The 21752-nt window shown below is 55.5% G+C and carries 25 protein-coding genes and 1 pseudogene; 13 read left to right on the plus strand and 13 right to left on the minus strand.

The features are described 5' to 3' along the window. Positions 1–8 precede the first annotated feature (8 nt). From AC2FJ5_RS00230 to AC2FJ5_RS00280, 11 genes are read left to right on the plus strand one after another with little or no spacing between them, the layout of a single operon-like run. The gene (locus AC2FJ5_RS00230) at positions 9–1532 is read left to right on the plus strand and encodes a sugar ABC transporter ATP-binding protein (protein ID WP_496791969.1); all 1524 of its coding nucleotides are present in this window, start codon (positions 9–11) and stop codon (positions 1530–1532) included. Then, positions 1529–2530 (plus strand): ABC transporter permease, encoded by a 1002-nt coding sequence (locus tag AC2FJ5_RS00235; RefSeq protein ID WP_496791970.1) that lies wholly within the window; start codon positions 1529–1531, stop codon positions 2528–2530. Before AC2FJ5_RS00230 ends, AC2FJ5_RS00235 begins: the two co-directional genes overlap by 4 nt. 1 nt (position 2531) lies before the next feature. Beyond that, positions 2532–3320, plus strand: coding sequence for an SDR family NAD(P)-dependent oxidoreductase (locus tag AC2FJ5_RS00240; RefSeq protein ID WP_496791971.1), 789 nt, complete (start codon positions 2532–2534; stop codon positions 3318–3320). 22 nt (positions 3321–3342) lie between these two features. Then, the gene (locus AC2FJ5_RS00245; protein WP_496702537.1) at positions 3343–3837 is read left to right on the plus strand and encodes a lactoylglutathione lyase family protein; all 495 of its coding nucleotides are present in this window, start codon (positions 3343–3345) and stop codon (positions 3835–3837) included. Then, entirely contained in the window at positions 3830–4861 is a 1032-nt protein-coding gene (locus AC2FJ5_RS00250; RefSeq protein ID WP_496791972.1) for a C-terminal binding protein, read from the plus strand. Before AC2FJ5_RS00245 ends, AC2FJ5_RS00250 begins: the two co-directional genes overlap by 8 nt. Positions 4862–4873: 12 nt before the next feature. Continuing rightward, entirely contained in the window at positions 4874–5563 is a 690-nt protein-coding gene (locus AC2FJ5_RS00255; protein WP_496691446.1) for an RraA family protein, read from the plus strand. Next, positions 5544–6464, plus strand: a complete 921-nt coding sequence (locus tag AC2FJ5_RS00260) for a 2-dehydro-3-deoxygalactonokinase (protein ID WP_496702306.1) — start codon at positions 5544–5546, stop codon at positions 6462–6464. Before AC2FJ5_RS00255 ends, AC2FJ5_RS00260 begins: the two co-directional genes overlap by 20 nt. Next, positions 6461–7087 (plus strand): 2-dehydro-3-deoxy-6-phosphogalactonate aldolase, encoded by a 627-nt coding sequence (locus tag AC2FJ5_RS00265; RefSeq protein WP_496791973.1) that lies wholly within the window; start codon positions 6461–6463, stop codon positions 7085–7087. Before AC2FJ5_RS00260 ends, AC2FJ5_RS00265 begins: the two co-directional genes overlap by 4 nt. Continuing rightward, positions 7084–7785 carry an SDR family NAD(P)-dependent oxidoreductase gene (locus AC2FJ5_RS00270; protein ID WP_496791974.1) on the plus strand — a complete coding sequence of 234 codons (702 nt, stop codon included), beginning with the start codon at positions 7084–7086 and terminating at the stop codon, positions 7783–7785. Before AC2FJ5_RS00265 ends, AC2FJ5_RS00270 begins: the two co-directional genes overlap by 4 nt. Positions 7786–7794: 9 nt before the next feature. Continuing rightward, a complete protein-coding gene (locus tag AC2FJ5_RS00275) occupies positions 7795–8313 on the plus strand; it encodes a 2,4'-dihydroxyacetophenone dioxygenase family protein (RefSeq protein WP_050606110.1) in 519 nt (172 codons plus the stop codon). Continuing rightward, positions 8294–8707, plus strand: a complete 414-nt coding sequence (locus AC2FJ5_RS00280) for a methylglyoxal synthase (protein WP_496791976.1) — start codon at positions 8294–8296, stop codon at positions 8705–8707. The genes AC2FJ5_RS00275 and AC2FJ5_RS00280 overlap by 20 nt, the downstream gene beginning before the upstream one ends. A gap of 24 nt (positions 8708–8731) precedes the next feature. Here the strand turns inward: AC2FJ5_RS00280 and AC2FJ5_RS00285 are convergent, their stop codons facing one another. The 4 genes from AC2FJ5_RS00285 to AC2FJ5_RS00300 form a co-directional block, all read right to left on the minus strand. Then, the gene (locus AC2FJ5_RS00285) at positions 8732–9877 is read right to left on the minus strand and encodes an alpha-hydroxy acid oxidase (RefSeq protein WP_496791977.1); all 1146 of its coding nucleotides are present in this window, start codon (positions 9875–9877) and stop codon (positions 8732–8734) included. A gap of 47 nt (positions 9878–9924) precedes the next feature. Continuing rightward, on the minus strand, positions 9925–11208 hold the full coding sequence (locus AC2FJ5_RS00290) for a TRAP transporter large permease (protein ID WP_496702296.1): 1284 nt from the start codon (positions 11206–11208) through the stop codon (positions 9925–9927). Positions 11209–11218: 10 nt separating this feature from the next. Then, the gene (locus AC2FJ5_RS00295; RefSeq protein ID WP_496702549.1) at positions 11219–11704 is read right to left on the minus strand and encodes a TRAP transporter small permease; all 486 of its coding nucleotides are present in this window, start codon (positions 11702–11704) and stop codon (positions 11219–11221) included. Positions 11705–11782: 78 nt separating this feature from the next. Next, on the minus strand, positions 11783–12781 hold the full coding sequence (locus AC2FJ5_RS00300; protein ID WP_496791978.1) for a TRAP transporter substrate-binding protein: 999 nt from the start codon (positions 12779–12781) through the stop codon (positions 11783–11785). A 117-nt stretch (positions 12782–12898) separates the two neighbouring features. Between AC2FJ5_RS00300 and AC2FJ5_RS00305 the strand changes: the two genes are divergently transcribed. Then, positions 12899–13570, plus strand: coding sequence for a GntR family transcriptional regulator (locus AC2FJ5_RS00305; protein WP_496691456.1), 672 nt, complete (start codon positions 12899–12901; stop codon positions 13568–13570). A 1002-nt stretch (positions 13571–14572) separates the two neighbouring features. On the opposite strand, the gene AC2FJ5_RS00310 is transcribed toward AC2FJ5_RS00305, so the two are convergent. The 9 genes from AC2FJ5_RS00310 to AC2FJ5_RS00350 form a co-directional block, all read right to left on the minus strand. Further along, positions 14573–14830, minus strand: coding sequence for a hypothetical protein (locus tag AC2FJ5_RS00310; RefSeq protein ID WP_496691457.1), 258 nt, complete (start codon positions 14828–14830; stop codon positions 14573–14575). Positions 14831–14843: 13 nt separating this feature from the next. Next, complete coding sequence (locus AC2FJ5_RS00315; RefSeq protein ID WP_496702551.1) at positions 14844–15545, minus strand: NapC/NirT family cytochrome c; 702 nt, start codon at positions 15543–15545, stop codon at positions 14844–14846. Between the two features lie 29 nt (positions 15546–15574). Then, positions 15575–16012 carry a nitrate reductase cytochrome c-type subunit gene (locus AC2FJ5_RS00320; RefSeq protein WP_496702553.1) on the minus strand — a complete coding sequence of 146 codons (438 nt, stop codon included), beginning with the start codon at positions 16010–16012 and terminating at the stop codon, positions 15575–15577. Between the two features lie 12 nt (positions 16013–16024). Continuing rightward, positions 16025–16942 carry a quinol dehydrogenase ferredoxin subunit NapH gene (napH, locus tag AC2FJ5_RS00325; protein ID WP_496791979.1) on the minus strand — a complete coding sequence of 306 codons (918 nt, stop codon included), beginning with the start codon at positions 16940–16942 and terminating at the stop codon, positions 16025–16027. Further along, positions 16939–17757, minus strand: a complete 819-nt coding sequence (gene napG / locus AC2FJ5_RS00330; RefSeq protein WP_496791981.1) for a ferredoxin-type protein NapG — start codon at positions 17755–17757, stop codon at positions 16939–16941. Before napG ends, napH begins: the two co-directional genes overlap by 4 nt. 27 nt (positions 17758–17784) lie before the next feature. Next, entirely contained in the window at positions 17785–20277 is a 2493-nt protein-coding gene (napA, locus tag AC2FJ5_RS00335) for a nitrate reductase catalytic subunit NapA (protein WP_496791982.1), read from the minus strand. Continuing rightward, on the minus strand, positions 20274–20567 hold the full coding sequence (locus tag AC2FJ5_RS00340) for a chaperone NapD (protein ID WP_496791983.1): 294 nt from the start codon (positions 20565–20567) through the stop codon (positions 20274–20276). Before AC2FJ5_RS00340 ends, napA begins: the two co-directional genes overlap by 4 nt. Then, a complete protein-coding gene (gene napF, locus AC2FJ5_RS00345; RefSeq protein ID WP_496791984.1) occupies positions 20564–21079 on the minus strand; it encodes a ferredoxin-type protein NapF in 516 nt (171 codons plus the stop codon). Before napF ends, AC2FJ5_RS00340 begins: the two co-directional genes overlap by 4 nt. A gap of 183 nt (positions 21080–21262) precedes the next feature. Then, the gene (locus AC2FJ5_RS00350) at positions 21263–21481 is read right to left on the minus strand and encodes a transposase (protein ID WP_496791986.1); all 219 of its coding nucleotides are present in this window, start codon (positions 21479–21481) and stop codon (positions 21263–21265) included. A 5-nt stretch (positions 21482–21486) separates the two neighbouring features. On the opposite strand from AC2FJ5_RS00350, the pseudogene AC2FJ5_RS00355 reads away from it, so the two are divergent. Then, a pseudogene (locus tag AC2FJ5_RS00355) lies at positions 21487–21747 on the plus strand (IS110 family transposase); the annotation flags it as partial. Positions 21748–21752: the final 5 nt, after the last annotated feature.

Below are 21752 nucleotides of genomic sequence, written 5' to 3' on the forward strand. Positions count from 1 at the left end.
CATTCGCAATGACACCCGCAACGCCCCTTTGGGAGTTTGTCGATATTACCAAGGCCTATCCCGGTGTCTTGGCGAACGACAAAGTCTGCATCCGGCTTATGCCCGGTTCCATTCATGGGCTGCTGGGCGAAAACGGCTGTGGCAAGTCCACGATGATCAAAACCTTGTCCGGCGTACAGCAACCAGATAGCGGCCAAATCCTGTACAATGGAAAGTCTGTCACAATCAGCGACCCGCAGGCGGCGCGCGATTTGGGCATCGCGACAGTTTTTCAGGAATTCTCGATCGTGCCGACCTTATCGGTTGGCGAAAACATCTTCCTTGGCAATATGCCTCGGTCTCGCTTTGGTGTGATCGATTGGGCCAGGGTCTACGATGAAGCCGCCCGCGTGTTGGCGGAAATGGATGTCGATGTTTCACCCGAAACTATCACCGGTACGCTGTCGGTAGGCGAGCAACAGTTGGTCGAGATCGCGAAAGCCATCGCGATGGATGCCCGTATGATCATCCTTGATGAGCCAACTGCGGCATTGGGCGAAGATGAGATTGAGCGCCTGCACCAGCTTTTGCGAAATATGCGCGAACGCGGCACCGCCATCCTCTATGTTTCTCATAGGCTGGATGAGGTTGAGCGGATCGTCGATGAAGTGACGATCTTACGCAACGGATGCGTTGTGCGCGCAAGTGGTGAGACCAAGATCACTGTCTCTGAGATTGTCAGCGCCATGGTTGGTGAAGACATTGGTGAGCATTATCCTAAAGAGCAGAACGCCACCGATGATATTGTGCTGGAGGCGTCCGGTCTGGCCACAAAATCAGGTGTGAAAGATGTTTCGTTTTCACTGTGCCGAGGCGAGGTTTTAGGCTTGGGTGGCGTCTTGGGCAGTGGCCGCACAGAAATTGCGCGCGCGCTGTTCGGGACCGACGAATTGATTGCCGGGCAAGTAACGCTGAACGGCAAACCGGTTCACTTCCGCCGGGAAATCGATGCGATCCGTGCTGGATTGGCCCTCGTTCCGGAAAACCGCAAGTTTGACGGGTTGTTCTTCAACTTTCGCGCAAGCGGGAACGTCACTGCAGCGTCTTTAGGCGAGCTAAGCCGGTTCGGAATCTTGAACCTTAAGGTGGAAGATCAAGCCACCCATGATCTGATCCGCGATCTGGAAATCTCGACCCAGGCCGAAGGAAAAACGGTCAATTTCCTGTCTGGTGGCAATCAGCAGAAGATCGTGATCGCGCGCTGGCTGTTCTCTGCCTCGGACATCCTGATCCTCGATGAGCCGACACAGGGGATCGATATTGGCGCCAAGATCGCCGTCTACAAGCTGATCAACAGGCTCACCCGTGCGGGAAAATCGATCATCCTGATCAGTTCGGACCATGACGAGCTGCTGGCGATGAGTGACCGGATTGCCGTTGTACAACATGGCACAATCGCGCGCACGGTCGATGCATCTGAGCTTACTCATGACGATCTAGTGCGCGCTTCCGCCGACATTCCCCATTCCAAGCCTGAGGAGGCTTTCGCATGAAGCGGATTTTTGACACTCAATTGATTGGGCCATTTGCAGCCATGGTGATCGTCGCCCTGATTGTCGCCCTTACGACAGAGCGCTTTCTGAACCCAGGCAACCTGTCGAACCTGTCCTTGCAGGTGAGCATTGTGGCGTTGATTGCAATTGGATCTACCATCGTGATTTTCGCGGCGGGCATTGATCTGAGTTCAGGGTCGATGGTGGCCTTGCTAACCATGATCCTTGCGCAGTTGTTGAAATTCATCGGTATTCCGTTGGTTTTGGCGCTGCCACTCATTCTCTTTATTGGCGGGTTGCTCGGTCTTTTCATCGGATTGATAACCGCCTACGGGCGCATTCCGTCGTTCATCACCACACTGGCGGCATTGATTGCCTTTCGAGGCCTTGCGCTGATCTTCAACAATGGCTCGCCGATCTTTTCGCTGGATCCAGCGTTGGAGCCGATCTTTTACGGTAAGCTGTTCGGCGTTCCGTTGCCGTTCTTCTACCTCGTGTTCTTCTATGCCCTTGCCGCGTTCACGATGAACTTCACAAAACTCGGCCGAGAGATCTATGCCGTGGGTGGCAACCCAGCCGCTGCCGTTCTGACGGGCATCAACGTGCGTAAGGTGCAGACGACGACGTTTGTCATCGCAGGTTTCATGACGGCTGTCGGGGCCATCCTGATGTCGGCGCGCCTCAATTCTGGTTCGCCCAACTATGGCCAGACGCTGGAGCTGCAGGCAATTGCCGCCGCCGTGGTTGGCGGGGCCAGCCTTGCAGGCGGTCGTGGAAACATTCTCGCCACGCTGATGGGAGCGATGACAATCGTTATCGTCCAGAATGGTCTGAACCTGAACGCCGCACCATCTTCTGTTCAGAACATCGTGCTGGGCCTGATCATCTTGATGGCCGTTGGAATAGATATGTGGCGCGCGGAAATCTCTACGTTGATGGGGCGCATGTTCGGCGGCTTGTCATCGCAGCAATCATCAAACGTTAAGAAGGAGGCTTGAGATGGATCTAGGTCTCAAGGATAAGCTGGTCCTGGTGACCGGTTCAGGTTCCGGTATCGGCAAAGCCACTGCCCTGCTTTACCTGGAAGAAGGCGCCCGGGTCATCGTGCATGGCCTAACCGAGGCGGAAGTGTCCGCCTGCGTCGATGACCTGTCATCTCTGGGCGAGGTTGAAGGCATTGCGGCCGACCTAACAAAAACCGCTGATGCGGAAACTCTGGCGGATTTCGCGCAAGCGCGCGGTACAGTTGATGTGCTGGTGAACAATGTCGGCATCTTTTCGGTCAAACCGTTTGAGGATCTGACCGATGACGACTGGATGCACTACTTCAACATCAACGTCCTGTCCGCCGTTCGGATGAGCCGGATTTTCCTGCCCGAGATGCTACGCCGAGGGGAAGGGTCCATCATAAACATGGCCAGCGAAGCAGCGGTCAAACCTCTACCCCAGATGGTGCATTACTCCGTTACTAAAACTGCCATGTTAGGTCTCACACGTGGCATGGCAGAGTTGACAAAGGGGACGAAAGTCCGGGTTAACTCAATCCTGCCCGGTCCAACCTGGACCGAAGGTGTCGAGGCCTACTTTGACGGCCTCGCCGATCAAAAAGGTGACCCGCTCGACATGATCGTCGACAATTACTTCAAATCGGATGAGCCAACCTCCCTTATTCAACGCTTCGTCCAGCCAGACGAGGTCGCCCGCATGATCGTCACAATCTCGGCCAGCACTGCCTCCAATGGTTCTGCGCACCGGATCGAAGGCGGCATCGTACGTAACATTCTTTAACTGCTAACAGAAGGAGCCTGCCATGGCCGCTCTTACATTCTCTCATATCGGCATCACGGTTCCAGACCTGGAAAAAGCCGTGGAGTTCTATTCCAAAGCATTTGGTCTCTACGTGTTGATGGAGCCAACCGAAGTACTACACGACGAAAGCGCCATCGGTCAGATGTGCGATGATGTGTTCGGAGAAGGCTGGGGAAGTTTTCGCATCGCCCATTTGTCGATGGGGGATGGTGTCGGTATCGAGTTGTTCGAATTCCCGAAAACTGTCGAAGAGGAGCGCCCGTTTGAATACTGGCGGCGAGGCTTGTTCCATTTCTGCGTGCAGGACGAGGATTTGGAAGGTCGCATCAAGGTCATCGAAGATCTGGGGGGCCGCCAGCGCATGCAACAGGTGCGTAAGTACTACCCCGGCGAAAAGCCCTATCGCATGGTCTATATGGAAGATCCGTTTGGGAATATCTTTGAGCTCTACAGTCACTCGTACGAATTGACCTATTCGGCGGGTGCCTATGACTGATCTCGCTGGCATTGCTCCTAAAACGGACAAACCCAAGGTCGTGATCACCGATTACGATTTTGGTGACGTCTCCGTTGAGAAGGAAATCCTGGAAGCCGCCGGTGCCGAAGTGATCGCGCTTCAGGCCAAGCGTCAGGAAGACCTGTTCGATGTCGCGCCGCATTGCGCTGCGATGATGAATCAATACGCTCGGATCGGGAAAGAAACAATCACGCGGATGCAAAAGTGCGAGGTCATCGCGCGATATGGTGTTGGCGTGGATATCGTTGATGTCGGCACGGCGACGGACAAAGGCATTCTGGTCACCAACGTGCAAAACTACTGTACCGAGGAAGTCGCCGATCACGCGATTGCCCTTTGGCTCACCTTGGCTCGCAAGCTGCCGGACTATGATCGGGCCACGCATGCGGGGGTTTGGAAATGGCAAAGTGGGCAGCCTGTTTACCGTCTGCGCGGACGCACGATGGGTGTTGTTTCGCTGGGTAAAATCGGGCAAGCCATCGTCGCGCGGGCGCATTCCTTCGGGGTTACCGTCATTGCATTTGATCCGTTTTTACCCCGAGAAGTAGCCGCGAAGCTTGGGGTCGAGTTGGTGAGCAAACCCGAGTTGCTGGCACGATCTGACTATGTCCTGATGCAGGCACCGATGACGCCGGATACGCATCACTTTCTGTCTGACGCCGAATTCTCCGCCATGAAACCGGGCGCGATCCTTGTGAACACCGGGCGCGGGCCTACAGTTAACAACAAGGCGCTGTTCCGGGCGCTGACAGAGGGTCGTCTGGCCGCAGCGGGGCTCGACGACCCCGAAGAAGAACCCGCCAAGCGTGCAAATTGGACGCCCGATGACAACCCGCTGTTCACATTGCCCAACGTCCTCGTGACGCCGCATTCAGCCTACTATTCCGAGGAATCCATACACGCAGCGCGGGTCACCGCGGCCACGCAAGTGGCCAAGGTCCTGACAGGGCAAAAACCCGACTACACCGTCAATGCTGACGCATTGGCTGTATCTACCGCATAATAGGAGAAGAGAATGCCGGAAGTCAGCACGGACCTTAGGGTTTTCAATGATTTTGAAAGAAGCCCGGAACTGCTCAAGAAATTCGACAAGGTGTTAGAGGCGTACTCTGCCGCAGCCATTTTCGCGGATGTGCAATACCGAACTGGTGTGATGGATAGCGCCATCAAGCCAGCTTTCCGCGCTAAGGTGACAGGCCAGGCCGTGACGGTTCAGCTTTCAAAAGGCGATCTGGTGGACCCCTTGAAAGCGCTTGAAATGGGACAACCCGGGGATGTGATCGTCGTGGACGCGGGTGGTGATCGTCAAACGTCAGTTTGCGGCGGTTTAATGGGCGGTCTCGCCAAGAACCGTGGCATCCGCGGCATGATCGTTGATGGCACCGGGCGCGACACAGACGAACTGGAAGACATCAACTGGCCAATCTGGACGCGTGCGATCACGCCGCGTGGGACGCACACGATGTTCTCAGAACGTAAAGAAGAGCTTTCGATCAATGTGCCAATTGCCTGCGGAGGCGTCGTCGTGAATCCTGGTGATTTCATCGTAGCTGATCTGATGGGTGTCGTCGTGATTCCACAAGAAATCGCCGAAGAAACCGTGCGCCTTGCTCAAGAGCAAGCTGACCGTGAGGAGGAAACCCGTAAATGGGTGGCCCAAGGCAAAACCGTCGAGGATCTGCTGAATGAATTCGGTCGCATCTGAGCCAGCGCTGATCGGCGTCGATTGGGGCACTTCATCGTTCCGTGCTTTTCTCATTGGAGCAGAGGGCGAGGTGATCGACGGGGTCTCGTCGCCTGAAGGTATAATGCAGGTTGCGGGTCAAACCTTTGAGTCGGTTCTTGATCGTCTTATCGGCCCTTGGGTGGCCAAGGCAAACCTGCCTATCCTGGCATCTGGCATGATTACCAGCCGCAATGGCTGGGTTGAAACACGCTATGCCGAAATGCCGCTCGGCGCGGGCGGTCTTGCACGGGCTCTGGTCCCTCATGACGCAACCAGTGGAGCACGCATTCACTTTGTAACGGGTGCTTCGACCGAACATGCCGGAGGTCCGGACGTCATGCGCGGCGAAGAAACCCAGATCATTGGGGCCTCTTCGCTGGGCTTAAGCGAAGGTACGTTTGTGATGCCGGGAACTCACAGCAAATGGGTTCAGGTTGCAGGCGGGAAAATCGTGGATTTTTCGACTTACATGACGGGTGAGATCTTCTCTGCGCTGAAAGGGCACACAATCCTCGGGACATTGATGAAGGACGATACCTTCAGTGAGGAGGCGTTCACAATGGGTGTAAAAGCCGGCCTCGATGGAACGTCGAACTTGCTGCACAGCCTTTTCCATGTCCGGACGCTTCCTCTCATGGGCAAAATTCCAAAGGTTGCAACGGCTGACTACATGTCAGGTTTGTTGATCGGTACCGAAGTAGCTGCTGCAACGGGTGAATTGAACGAAGTTGGGACAATCACTGTTGTAGGACGTAGCGATTTGTCAGACCGCTACGAAATTGCTCTTCGAATAGCCGGTTTCGAAAGTCGTCGCGCGCCAGTTGATATAGTGGCAAAGGGGCATTTCCTGATCGCACGCGCTGCGGGGTTACTCGGATGATTGACCTTACTGCAGCGCTTGCGGCAAATCCGCTGATTGCGATTTTGCGGGGGCTGGCACCAGAAAATGCGCGCCCGGTGTCTGATGTGCTCTTCAATGCCGGGTTTCGGATTATTGAAGTGCCGCTCAACTCACCGGACCCGCTGGACTCGATATCGCAGATCGTTGCGAAACATGGCGCTCAAGCCATAGTCGGCGCTGGCACAGTGTTGACCACGGATCAGGTCGCGGCGGCCGCAGATGCGGGCGGGCGCATCATCGTATCACCCAATATGAATCCGGACGTCGGGCGCGCGGCTGTCGCACGGGGTCTGATTTGGTGTCCGGGCGTCATGACCCCGTCCGAGGCCTTTGCGGCATTGGAAATCGGAGCCTCGGTGCTCAAATTCTTTCCGGCGGAAATGGTGCCCCCCGCTGCCATAGCGGCTATGCGCGCCGTATTGCCTGCAGACGCAGTCGTCGCTGCGGTAGGTGGCATAACGCCGGATACGATGGCGTCGTATCATGCTGCGGGTGCAGATGGATATGGGCTGGGCTCCGCACTGTTCAAACCGAGCTATACATTGGATGATATCGCTAGGCGCGCGCGCGCCTTCACCAGTGTATTGGAGGAACTTGGATGAAGCAGGCCCTTGTTACGGGTGGTACGCGAGGGATCGGTGCGGGTGTTGCGCGATCGCTGGCTGAGGCGGGCTGGTCCGTCATCGCTGCATCTGCATCCCAATCCGAGTTGGATGCGTTCGTGCCCCAGGACGGGATCAAGGTACAGACCCTGGATGTGACTGATCAGGTCTCCGTCGATACAGTGTTTAGCGATCTTACGCGTCTTGATGCTTTGGTGAACTGCGCAGGTATTCTTATGCGTGAAGAAGAATACAACATCGAAGTATTTGCCAAGGTGCTTGATGTGAACTTGACCGGTACGATGCGCTGCTGCCTCGCCGTACATCCTTTGCTGGCGGAAACAGATGGGGCCATCGTCAATACCGCCTCCATGCTCAGCACCTTTGGTGGGCCTTTGGTTCCAGCCTATTCCGCTTCCAAGGGCGGCGTTGCACAATTAACCAAGGCGCTTGCAGGTCGCTGGGCCGAAGACGGCATCCGGGTCAATGCCATCGCGCCGGGGTGGATCGAAACAGAGATGACCCAAGGCCTGCGGGAAGATTCCGCGCGAACAGCCGGAATCATGGCGCGCACGCCGATGAAACGCTGGGGAAAACCCGAAGAGGTCGGCGCGCTTGTGCAATGGCTTTTAAGTGAAAATGCCAGCTTTGTGACCGGATCGATCTATCCGGTCGATGGCGGCTATCTCGCTATGTGAGGAATATCAATGAATGACGACGACACCGCCCGAATGCCTTATCAATTGCCGTTCCCCAAGGATGCGCAAGAAGAGATCGTGATCCCGAACGCTATGAGTGAGGACGACAGGCTATGGGTTCCGCAGGCCGAAAACGTCTGGTTCCGGCCGCTCTGTCTGAACCGCTCGCAAGGCTATTGGATGAACCTTCTCAAAGTGCGCAAAGCTGGTGTTCTTTCACGGCACCGCCATCCGCAACCTGTCCACGGCTTTGTCTTGAAAGGGCGTTGGCATTACCTGGAACACGATTGGGTGGCGGAAGAAGGGGGTTATGTCTTTGAGCCGCCGGGTGAGACGCATACTTTGGTCGTCCCGGACGATGTCGAAGAGATGGTCACATATTTTCAGGTCAATGGCGTGATGTGCTATGTTGATCCGTGGGGCAAGGTTACTGGCTACGAAGATGTCTTTACCAAGATTGATCTGTGCCGAAAACACTTTGCGGAAGTAGGACTTGGAGAAGACTACGTTGAACAATTCATCCGGTGATGCGCCGCGTTTCGCGCTAGTGGCTCATGATGCGCGAAAGGACGAAATCGTTGAATGGGTGGGTCTACAACAGTCTCGCCTGTCCGGCGTGCAAGTCTTTTCGACAGGAACAACCGGCAGCCGCATTAAGCAAGCCTATCCAGAACTGGATGTGACTTGCCTGAAAAGTGGACCACTCGGAGGTGACCAACAGATCGGCGCCATGATCTGTGAAGATAAACTGGATGCGCTGATTTTTTTTGTCGATCCTCTGTCGCCCATGCCTCACGACGTTGATGTTAAGGCTCTGACCCGCCTGGCGACGGTCTATAACCTGCCGATGGCTTGTTCGCGTTCAACTGCGGATCTGATCGTTAATGGATTGCTTGACGAGGCGACGAGCGGGTGTGTGTGATACGCGGTGCTTAGCGAAGGGTGATCAGCCACTCTTGAGAAGGTGCTCGGCCAAGTTGTCGAGATTTTCAGCACCCAACTGGCTCATATTGGCCTCAATGTCTGCTTTCAGGATGTGAACGAGATGGTCGACCCCTCGCACTCCAAACGCTGCGACAGCATATTGAAAGGCGCGTCCGACCATGACGAAATCTGCACCTTTCGCCAGGGCGCGCATGATATCCAAACCCCAGGCGATGCCGGAGTCGTAGATCAAGGGCACATCTGTTCCGACCGCGTCGCGAATATCCGGCAATTGATCAATCACGGCGGGTCCGGCTTCGAATTGACGCCCGGAGTGGTTGGATACCCAGATGCAGTCCACGCCCTCGGCCACCATTTTCTGCGCGTCCTCGGACCGCAGGACTCCCTTGACGATCAAGTTGCCCTCCCACTCCTGCCGCAGCTCGCGCAGGTACTCCCAATCCGGAATCCCACGGATCAAGGCACCCGCGTGGGTAAAGCTTTCGCGCCCGCGTGTCGGGACATAATCGTCAAAGAACCGCATGCGTGGCATGACACCTTCGCGCAGATGTGCGAGGCACCATGCGGGACGTGAAGCCATTTCTAACAGAGTGCGTAAGTCAGCTTTTGGAGGCACGGTCAGGTTGGCGCGACGTTGTCGTTCACGCCGGCTTTCCTCTGGTACGTCCACTGTGATGATCAGCGTGTGAAATCCAGCCGCCTTGATCCGCGGCAGCATTGCGCGGCGCAATTCACCGGAGTTCACCGGGTAATGCTGAAACCATCCATTGTGGCCAATGTGGGGCGCCACATCTTCCGGCGATGCTACTGCCACGCTGGACAACGAAAACGGAATGTTGTGAGCGACCGCCGCCTTTGCAAGCATCCGCTCTGCGCCCGCCCACATCAGGCCGGACATGCCCACAGGCGCTATTCCGAAAGGCAGATCATATGTTTTATCCATCAGTGTAGTCTGCAGATCGGCCTTTGTTCGGCCGCATAGAACACGCGGCATGAACCTGATGGAATCAAGTGCGTCACGGTTCACCTTTAACCCTAGTTCCCGGCCGGTCGCGCTGTCGAGATATTCGAAGGCAAACTTCGGGATGCGCTTTCGCGCGGTTTTCCGAAGGTCTTCTATCGACGGGTGGGATAGGTCCAGATCCATCCGGGTCCTCTGGTTTTGTTGTCTAACGTTTGAAGCGCCGCAGCCGGTCACCAAAGGGATGGCAAGGCTAGGGAAATTGCCGGCACATAGGTGATGAACATCAACAGTATCAGCATGCCGGCAAAGAATGGCAGGATTGCCCGGCTGAGGCTTTCGATGGAAACCTTTGAAATGCTGCTGGCCACGAACAGATTTACGCCCAAAGGTGGCGTGCAGAATCCGATGGCCAGATTGACCGTCAGAATGACGCCAAAGACGATCGGATCGACACCCAGCGCGGTTGCAACCGGCAACAGGATCGGCGTCATGATGATGATCGACGATATCGTCTCCATGAACATGCCGATCACCAGCAAAAGCAGATTGATCAACAACAGAATAATGATCGGATTGTCGGACAGGCTGGTGATCGTTGTGGCGAGTTCTGTCGGGATTCTTGCAAGCGTGATCAGTCTGCCAAAGGCGGTCGCCATGATCACCAATATCAGAATTGTGCCGCTCGTCTTTGCACTGCCCGCCAAAACCTCTGGCAGGTCCTTCAGGGTGATGTCGCCATAGACGACGATGCCGATGAAGGCGGCATAAACCACGGCCACCGCACCGGCTTCGGTCGGCGTGAAGATACCGCTGTAGATGCCGCCGAGGATGATTACAGGCACCAGAAGTGCCCAGATCGAAGACCGGAAGCTCTGCCAAACACCCGGGCCTGAGAACGTGGTTGTCGATTGCTGAACAACCTCATCCTTTCGCAGCAGGACACGGGCGACCAACATGAACATGAGGGCAAAGAGGATGCCGGGAACAACACCCGCAAGGAACAGCTTGCCGATCGAAACCTCAGCAGTAACGCCATAGATGATGAAGGGGATGCTTGGAGGGATCATCACGCCGATCATCCCCGAGGACGCCGTCAATGCGCCGCTGAATTTGCGCGTATAGCCGACCTTTTCCATCTCAGGGATCATGTTTGATCCGATGGCGGCGACGGTTGCAGGGGACGACCCGGATATGGCGGCAAAGAACACACAGGCGAGCACGTTCACATAAGCCAGCCCGCCCCGGATATGACCTATCAGTGCATTGGCGAACCCAACCAGACGGCGCGACATTCCACCGTGCTGCATCAGGTCGCCTGCCAGAATAAATAGAGGAACAGCTATCAGGGGAAACGAGTCCGCGCCTGTCACCACTGATCGTGCCAGCAAAACCATGGGTGGCGTGCCATCCACGAAGACCATTACGGTCATGGTCGCAAGACCTAGGCAGATGCCAATTGGTACGCTGAAGAGCAGAAGAGCGAAAAGCGTCAGGAAAAGCGTTGTTGCAAGCATGCCGGGTTCCTCACGCTTTGGTTCCTGCGATCAGACGCAGGGTTCGGATCAAATGTTGAGTGACGCGGATCGCGGATAAGCCTGCACCGACCGGCGCTGAGGCATACAGGATCGGGATTGGCAGCCCCAAAACAACTGAGGTTTGGCTGGCCACAAAGGGTTGCCGGATCAGCTTGATAGCTTCAATTGTCAGAGCGATCAGAAATCCAAGAACCAGAAGCGCGATCACAACATCCGCGTAAAGCCTTGCCCGCTCGCTCAGGACATCGCGCAGGACTGTAATGCGCACATGATCGCCGGTGTGAAAGGCATAGCTGACGCCAAGCCAGACGAACCAGACAAACAGCCAAAGCGTTAGCTCTTCTCCCCATGAAAGAGAGGCATTCATGATGTAGCGCATGAACACGTTGCCAAAAATCAACACGACAATCGCGGCTAGTAGCGCACTGGCTAGGACCTTTTCCGCGTTCATATCGATCCATTTGATCACCGACATCGTTCACCTCCCCTTGAACGAAAGGGGCGCCCGAACCTGCTCGGCACGGGTGCCCGGATTGGCTGAGTAAACCGTGGGTCAGCTTCCGCTTGCTGCGGACACCGCCGCGACCCAAGCGTCGTAGGCTTCGGCGCCAACTTCGTCGCGATATTGAAGACGAACGCTTTCTGTTTTGTCGGCAAAGGCTTGTCTCTGCTCTGCAGTCAGCTCCAGAATCTCGACACCAGCGGCGCGGATCTGTTCCAGTTGTTCCGCATCTTCGTTGGCGACCAGTTCTGCCTGATAGTCACGTGCGGCAGCCATCGAGTCCCGGATTAGTTGCTGATGCTCCGCAGGCAGCGAGTCAAAAAATGGCTTGGAGACGACCGGCATGTAGACCGCAAAGACATGGCCCGTGGTCGAAAGGTATTTCTGCACTTCGTAAAAACGCTGCGAAGTAATGATCGCCAGGGGGTTTTCCTGCCCGTCGATCACGCCTTGCTGGAGGGCAGAATAAACCTCGCCAAAGTTCATCGGCGTTGGGTTGGCGCCGAGAGTTTCGAAGGTTGCCACATGTGCTGGAACTTTCATCGTGCGCAGCTTGACACCCTCGAGATCTGCGGGGGTTGCAACTGGGCGGACATTGTTGGTCACATTGCGTACTCCCAATTCAAGCCAGCCAAGACCGACCAATCCCTGGTTTTCGACACGTGCAAGCATGCCTTCACCGGCCTCACCATCAAGAACATCAAAGGCGATGTCTTTGGAAGCATACATGTAGGGAAGTTCGATCACTGCAAAGGCCGGATCCCAACCTGCGAAGAACGAAGACGGGGGAATGGCCATTTCAAGAACACCGGTTTGAACACCTTCGATCATCTCGCGGTCCGGGCCCATCTGCGACGAGGGGAAAATCTGTACGTCGATCTCACCATTCGAGCCAGCTTCGACCAGTTCTTCAAATTTCAGTAGCGCGCGATGCATATGAAACGCTTCTGCTGCGCCGTGCCCAACCTTAATGACTGTTTCAGCGGATGCTGCAAAAGCAAGCCCGGCTGACATGACGACGCCAAGCGCCAATGTTGATTTCTTGAACAAGGTATCCTCCCACGGATTTGGTTATTTTATATCTATTATCTGAGATATCAGATATAATATAGAAATCAAGCGTACATGTGCTATTGTGTTAGAGAGACGAAATAGGACGAAGTGAAAATGACCGAGATTTTGCAGATTAAGCGACCGGATTCGTTGAGTAAAACTGCTGAAGAGCACATCCGAAAAGGCATTATCAATGGCACGTTTCAATTGGGTGAATCGTTGCCGGAAGTGAAGCTGTCAAATGCCATGGGCATCAGCAAAACTCCGATTCGCGAAGCGCTATCGGCTTTGAATCTTCAGGGGCTCGTTCAGATCTTTCCTCATCGAGGAGCTTTTGTATTCTCTCTTTCTCAAGAGGATGTGGTGCAGCTTTGCCAATACAGACTCATCCTCGAAGCTGCTGCTATGGAGCAGGCAGTCAAAGAAAATGGTAACGCTCTGCTTGATGAACTTGCAGATACTGTATCGAAGATGTCTGAAGCGCGGGAAGCAGATGAATTCGAGCAGTACTTGGAACTAGATGCAGAATTTCACCACGCCTTTTTCAGGTACTGCAAAAACAGCTATTTGAGTGATGGTTACCAAAAAGTCGGCGACATCGTCCAAACCATGCGGACTCATCTGTCCAAGCGTTCTGATCGAACGAAGAAGTCGTTCCAGGAGCATCAAGCGATCACGGCGCTTCTGAGCGAGGGTAAAGTAAAAGCTGCAAAGAACATCCTCAAACGACAAATCACTCGCGGCGAGCGTTCCTATTCCGATTTGGTGGGAGTCGATCAAAGATAGGTGCCTCACCTATAGAAGTCGCACTGAAGACTGGTGGAGGCACTCTGACTACTCTGATTTGATGGCAATACTTTGAGTCGTAAATGGTAAAACTTGTGCGTTTCAGAAAATCCAGTTGATTCAAAATCAATAGCTTAGCTGTCGCTGGTGGCAGAACCATGCAATTTTCGGCTCACTTCCTTCATCCAGCACTAAGACCGATTTCATTGATCCTGATTTCCCATTTGGGAAAATCAGGGCTGATTTGCAGATCAGACAACGAAGGCGGCTGTTCCTGCTGATCTGCCAAGTGGCGAACGCGGATGGAGGCGAGGCAATGCTATTCGACAATAGTGGTGCGGCCCGCAGGCGCAGCCGAGGACACGGTGTTGTCTAATAGGGTTGCCCGAGGGGAAAGGCAGCGTCTCACCCCAGATGGCCAGAGGCGTTTGGCTTGTCCAAATCCTGCTGGCCCTAAAACAAGTGCGGCGGTGCGGGCTGCGCTGTTACTTTTTGCGCCAGAACAGGTTGTTTTTTTGCGCAGTACAAAATGGTGGGAGTAGTACAAGCAGAGCCCGGATCTTGCCAGGCCAATCATGGTTCCTAGGATTACGCGCTTAGGGGCGCCATTTTGCGCAATAAGATATGGAATCAATCTGCAGTGGACTCATTGAGGCCTACTTGCCTGAATCAATTTGGCTGAAACACTATCTTTAAGGGTTTGATATGATATCTATTTTATTGCAGCTAGATGTCGTAATACCGGTCCATTGCAAGGCGTGGTCGAATGCTCCAGTGGCGCGTGGGCTGCAGCTGAAAATCTACACCAACGCGAGCAATGGTCCCTCGGCACGGATTGCTCGATGGTTCTGACGGCTTCCATCTCCAAATCTTATCAGATGAGAAATCAGGGGATGTCCATTCCATCAGATCCCTTCTGCACCTAGCCGCTATCTACCCCAGAGCGTCGGGTAAAGGACCAATCACTAAGCCGCCATTGCCCAGCACGCTCCGGTCTTTCTGTTAGACCGTTGCCCCTTTGATACGGATCGCAGAACCCAGTGTTCCAGCACACAGACCCACAACAATGGCGATCAGAAGTTCGGTCGTTGCAACATTGGCAAAGTCCCAATGGGCAAACAGCAGCGTCCCAACAATGCCGATCAAACCGCCCATCATGGCCCCCAGCCAGAGGCGGCGCGTCATCATGCCAAGCGCAATGCCGAGAATACCTGGAAGGCCGATGATGTTGCCTCCGATTGTTCCCAGAAGTTCCAGCATAACTTACCCCTTTTCAGTCCGACTGTATGGTCAGGTATGACCGGATTTCTGTGCTGCCGTCAGCAACCTGTTGTTGCAAGTTACCTGCAGATTTATTAGCCAACGCATCGGTGATTTTCTGGTATTCTTCCTGATAACCCTGCGGCAGGCTGTGTGCGATGCCTTGGTGGCAGTCGATGCAGGTCATGTTGTTGTCAATTGCCCGCTGATGTTCCGATGCAGCGCGTGCTTCTTGAATGGTGAAATCCATATAGTCAAAGTTATGGCAGTTGCGGCACTCGCGGCTATCAGAGGCCTTCATCTTTTTCCAGACCGCGGAAGCCATACTTAGCCGATGCGCTTCGTATTTCTCAGGCGTGCTGATGGTTCCGGCAAGCTCGTGATAGACATCTTTAACAGCCATGATTTTGGCCTTGATCTTGTGGTTCCATTCATGTGGCACGTGGCAGTCAGAACAGATCGCGCGGACACCGGAGTGGTTGTTATAGTGGATCGTCTCGCGGTATTCGCCCAGATTGGTTTCCATCGTGTGGCACGAGGTACAGAATTCCTCGGTATTGGTCAGTTCCAATGTCCAGTGGAACCCACCCCAGAACAGAATACCGGCCAGAAACCCGGCGAGGATCAGAAAGCCCGAGCTGAACATAACAGCCGGGGTCCAGATCGCGTTCCAGAGGCGGCGGATCCAACCGCGGTTTTCGGGGGAGTCTGCCATCTTGGTGCTCCTTTCAGACATGCGTTGGATTAATTGCCGGACGAGGGTTCAAACACGTTGTCGACCAACGCAGGCGCATCTGCCTGAGGCACGTGGCACTGGTTGCAGAAATAACGGGTCCCGGCGATGTGATCCAACTCATTGCCGTCACGATCCAGATAATGGGTCATCGACAGGGTCGGCGCATTGCGTTCCCCGGCTTTGGTCCAGTCATGGCAGGACAGGCATTGATTGGTGCGCACGTCAATCTGGTATTGCTCGATCGAGTGGGGGACAAGCGGTGGTTGCTGGCGATAGTTGCGCTGCATCCGTCCTTCCACGTTCTTGTGAATCCGGTCCAACGGAATGGGTTCATCCACCTCGGCGCCACGCAGGGTTTGCACCGGCGCAGATTGCGCAAGGACGAACCCACTCAGGAATATAACGGGGATCAGGGCGACGACACCTGTCAGGATTGGCTTGTTCATCTCGGCACTCCCTTAAATAGGTCTGGCTACGCGCGGTTCAGGCGCGGGAACTGGGTCGGAAGGTGCGGCGACTTGGTCGTCGAACCGGTGAGTAAATTTGAAGACATCAACTGCACAGACATCGATACAGCGACCGCAGTTTGAGCAGTCGGTTGATAGGATCAGCGGCGTGGCACCCGGCTTGCCCTTCAGCGCGGGCGAAATGATGTGGTTTTCGGGGCAGACGGCATAGCAATCCATGCAATCGTCACAGGCCGAGCGGTTAACCGCGCTGACCCGTAACAGGCTTTTGGTGCCGATCAGGCCATAAAACGCACCGACCGGGCATATGTGGCCGCACCAGCCGTGACGGGCGACAAGCACATCAAAGACAAAGATCGCAACGACCATGGCCCAGACAAAACCGGCCCCAAAAATCAGGCCGCGATGCAGCATGGTGATTGGGTTGATAATCTCCCATGCGATCACGCCGGTGAGACCCGAGACGATCAGTGCGGTGGCCAATATCCACAACCGCGTGCGCCGTTTAGGTTGCCAACCTTTCGGCAAATCCAACCGCCTGTGCAACCAGTTGGCGGCGTCGGTCACCGGGTTGATCGGACAGACCCACGAACAATAGACGCGGCCCCCGACCAGCGCATAGGCCACCACGACGATCAAGCCGCCAATAAAAGCGGTCATCGCCGGCCAATGCCCGGCGATGATGCTTTGCAACAGGATGAATGGGTCCGTCAGCGGCAGTACACCCAGGGTCTGCGATCCTGCCAAGGTACCTGTAACGACCCAGATGCCGAACCAGGGTCCCAACAGGAACAGGACCAGAAAGAACAGCTGACTGATACGGCGCAGTATCAGGTATTTATGCGCACCGACCCAGCCTTTGACCGCCACGGCTTCTTGGCCTATGGGCATATGTGTGCGGGTGGTCATTGTCCCACCCCTGGAAGATCATAGCCGGGTTCAAAACCACCTGGTGCGATCAGGTTGTCGACCCCCGGGCCGGGCAGGCGGTCGGGCAGGTCGATTATGCCTTCGACAACCGGCGCGCCCTTGGCATCTTTTTCTTCCCAACCTTTGCGGTAATGATCCGCGCTGCTGCCCCGCGCAAGACGTGCCGGCAATACCTTGATTGCGGCTTCTGGCAGAACACAGCTTTTTTCACACATGCCACAGCCGGTGCAGCGGTCGGCATGTACGGTTGGGATAAACATCGCATGGTGGCCCGAGCGGGCGTTATGCGCCGTTTCCAGCGTGATCGCTTCGTCTATCACGGGGCAGACACGGTAACAAACGTCACACCTCAAACCCAGGAAGTTCAGGCAGTTTTCCTGATCGACCAAAACCGCGACGCCCATTTTGGCATCGTCAATGTTATCCAGCTTGGGATCTAGCGCACCGGTCGGGCAGGCGGCAACACAAGGGATATCGTCGCACATTTCACAAGGCACATCGCGAGCGGTGAAATAGGGCGTGCCCGTCGCCCCAGCATCCGACCCAAGTTCGGCCAGTTTCAAAGTATCATAGGGGCAGTCTCGCACACACAGCCCGCAGCGAATGCAGGCCGACAAGAACTCCCGCTCTGGCAGCGCGCCGGGGGGGCGCAAAGCCTCGGCCGGCAATGCACGGGCGTCGCGGGCCAGCCAGGCCAGCAGTGACCCGGCGACCACACAGCCGCCTGCCGCACGCGCCGTATCCTGAAGGAAGCGGCGACGTTTCGGCGAAAGAGGTGTCTCGGCGAGTGGCATGGGGATTACCTTTGCGATCCGTGCCGATTACGCGCGCTCGACCTTACAGGCGCATTTCTTGTAGTCGGTTTCCTTCGACAGCGGACAGGTTGCATCCAGCGTCAGCTTGTTGGTCAACTGGTGTTCATCGAACCAGGGCATAAAGACCAACCCGCGCGGCACCTTGTTGCGCCCGCGTGTCTCAACCCGACTGGTGACCTCGCCACGGCGGGTCGAGAGCACAATTTCCTGCCCGCGGCGCAGGCTGCGATCCTTGGCGTCTTGTGGATGCATATAGACAACTGCCGACGGGAAGGCCCGGTGCAGTTCCGGCACCCTGCGCGTCATCGAGCCTGAATGCCAATGTTCCAGCACGCGACCGGTCGACAGCCACAGGTCATATTCTTCGTCCGGCTCCTCAGCGGCGGGTTCGTATGGGGCAAAGATGATTTTTGCCTTGCCGTCCTTGTGACCGTAGAATTTAACATCCGCGCCTTCCGGCACATAAGGATCGTACCCTTCGCGGAAGCGGTAAAGGGTTTCTTGCCCGTCCACGACTGGCCAGCGCAATCCACGCGCCTGATGATAGGTTTCGAACGGTGCAAGGTCATGTGCGTGGCCACGGCCAAATTCGGCATATTCCTCAAACAGGCCTTTTTGAACGTAGAACCCAAAATGCTCGGATTCGTCGTTGTCAAAGCCTTCCGCAGTTTCGGCTAGGGGGTACTTGTCCACCGATCCGTTGGCGTAAAGCACATCATACATCGTCTTGCCGCGGTGTTCGGGCATCTTGGCCAGCAGCTCTTCATCCCAGACCTCTTCAACGGTGAAGCGTTTCGAAAACTCCATCAACTGCCACAGGTCAGATTTTGCTTCTCCTGGCGCTTTCACCTGCTGACGCCAGAACTGCGTACGGCGTTCCGCGTTGCCATAGGCACCTTCTTTTTCGACCCACATGGCGGTGGGCAGGATCAAATCTGCAGAGACAGCCGTGACTGTTGGATAAGGGTCAGAGACTGCGATGAAGTTTTCCGGGTTGCGATAACCCGGGTAACCTTCCTCGTTGATATTGGGTGCCGCTTGCATGTTGTTGTTGCACTGCACCCAATAGGCATTCAGTTCACCATCCTTCAGCTTCCGGTGCTGCAAGACAGCATGGAACCCGGGCTTTGGTGGAATAGTACCTGCCGGGATGTTCCAGACGGTTTCGCAAATCTGACGGTGTTCGTCATTTGCCACCACCATGTCAGCAGGCAGCCGGTGTGCGAACGTGCCCACCTCACGCGCGGTTCCACAGGCCGAGGGCTGACCGGTCAGCGAGAAAGGCGAGTTGCCGGGTTCAGAGATCTTACCAACCAGCAGGTGCACATTATACATCAGCGAATTCACCCACGATCCGCGGGTGTGCTGGTTGAAACCCATGGTCCACAAGCTCATCACTTTGCGGTTCGGGTCTGCATATTGTTGCGCCAGCTTCTCAAGTTTATCGGCGGGCACGCCAGACAGTTCGGCTGTGTATTCCAACGTATAAGGCGCGACCGCCTCGGCGTATTCTTCAAAGCTGATCGTCTCGAGCTTGCCCGAGTTTGGGTTCTCTGCCTCTTGCTGCAGCGTGTTTGTATCGCGCAGACCATAACCGATATCGGTGGCGGTCTTGGTGATATTGACGTGTTTGTTGACAAACTCTTCGTTCACCGCGCCGTTCTGAATGATGTAATTGGCGATGTAATTCAGGATCGCCAGATCGGTCTGCGGGTTAAACACTAGGCCATTATCGGCCAGTTCGAACGAGCGATGTTCGAATGTCGATAGAACATGCACTTCGCATCCCGGCTTGGTCAGGCGCGTGTCGGTCAGGCGCGACCACAGGATCGGGTGCATTTCGGCCATGTTCGATCCCCACAGCACGAAGGTATCCGCGTGTTCCAGATCGTCATAGCAGCCCATCGGCTCGTCAATTCCGAAGGTACGCATAAAGCCCACGACCGCGGACGCCATACAGTGCCGCGCGTTGGGGTCGATATTGTTGGATCGGAACCCGGCTTTCATCAATTTCGAGGCAGCATAGCCTTCCCAAACCGTCCACTGGCCTGACCCGAACATGCCGACACTGGTCGGGCCCTTCTTGGTCAGCGCCTCTTTCCACTTGGTGGCCATGACGTCAAAGGCTTCGTCCCAACTGACCGGCTCAAACTCACCGTTCTTGTCATATTCGCCGTTGGTCTTGCGCAGCAGTGGGGTGGTCAGGCGATCCTTGCCATACATGATCTTGGACAGGAAATAGCCCTTGATGCAGTTTAATCCGCGATTGACCGGCGCGTCAGGATCGCCCTGAGTGGCGACGACACGCCCGTCCTTAGTGCCGACCAGCACAGAGCAGCCGGTGCCACAGAATCGGCAGGCAGCCTTGTCCCAGCGAATGTCTGGGGCACCAGCCTGCGCGTTGGCTTGACCGGTGGCCAGAGGAATACCTGCGGCAGAGGCCGTCGCTGCGGCCGCTGAGGCCTTGAGGAATGTCCGACGAGTTTCTGATATGGTCATAGCGTGGGCCTCCGGTTGGTGGTTTGGCTTGGGGCATCGGGATGCGGATGGCCGTCCGCCGTGTCCTCGAAATGGTGGTACGTCAGCGTCAGAGAAATCACCCCGGGGATCTGGTGCAGGTCCATGATGATCTCGGACGCAAGGCGTGTCGGCGTGTCTTCGACAACAATTACGAAACGACCGTCTTCGGCCTCGGCGTGAATTTCGACACCGACAGTGTCCTTCATTGCCTCGGACGCCGCCAGTGCCTGCGCTGGCGCGATATGTAAAAGGCATCCGCAGATATTCATTGGCTGACTTCCGTTTGAGATATGGTTTTGCGTTTCAATGTGACGGCATCGACCGGGCAAGACGCTATACACGACCCACAGCCAGTGCAGGCGTCGAGGTCTATTGATGGATCCGCGCGGCCACCCAGTTGCAGCCTGAAGTTGATGGCGTTCTGTTCGCAATTATCCTGACACACCCGGCAGCTGACACCATTGACAGACAGGCAGGACGCAGCTTCGACCGACGAGCGCCACGGCCAATCTTGCAGGCGTTCTATGTCCAGGGCATCCGTGGGACAGGATTGAGCGCAACTCCCACAAAAAGTGCAGGGACCCTCGGTGGGTTGAAACACCGGATACCCATCCTGACCAATGGCAATCACACTTTCGGGGCAAGCTTCGACACAGTCGCCACACTTACTGCATTGATCTGCAAAACCAGGCACAACCGAACCCGGAGGTCGAACAAGATTACTGTCCTCCCGGAATGCGGTGACGCCCAAAAACGCGCGTCGGCTGGTCAGTTGGCTCATATCGCTTTGACCTGGCTACCTCTGATTCCTTTTCTGAGTTTACTGCATAATCGTTCTGAGGCTGGTACATTTTGATCCAGATCATTATTTGAGCGCATCGTTCTTAAACGATTTGAGCTATTTGACGTCTGGAATGCCACCATCCGTGCTGCTTGAAACCAGATGAGCGATGACACAACAAAGTCAAACCGCCATCTGTCTCAAAACATCTGATGACGTATAGCCGTCCATTGCCAACCGTTGCCACGTCGACAGGTGATTGGGCCGTAGATCATGTCGTCGCGCAACTTCATTGACCTCACACTCAGGACTGACGACTTGGCCACAACACGACCCTTGAACGGTGCTGAAAGTGTAGACGCCCCGGCTGGCCTCGGTGTGCCATTGTGGGTTTGCAAACATCCTGAATGGAGGCGTCACTGGAAGAGATTGGCCTGAATTTGGCGAAGAATGTGTTCCAGGTGCACGGAGCGGCTAGAACAGGTCACCCGGTTCTTCAGAAGAAACTTCGCATGGGCCAGGTCCTCGAGTACTTTGCCAAATTCCCGCGTAGCGTGGTTGCAATGGGGGCCTGCGCCAGTGCGCATTATAGGGGGCGCGAGATCGGCCGTTTGGGTCACGAAGTCAGGCTGATCCATCCGGCCCTTGTTTCAGGCTGGGCGAAGCGCGCGAA

This window comes from Ruegeria sp. CDSA221, assembly GCF_059611825.1.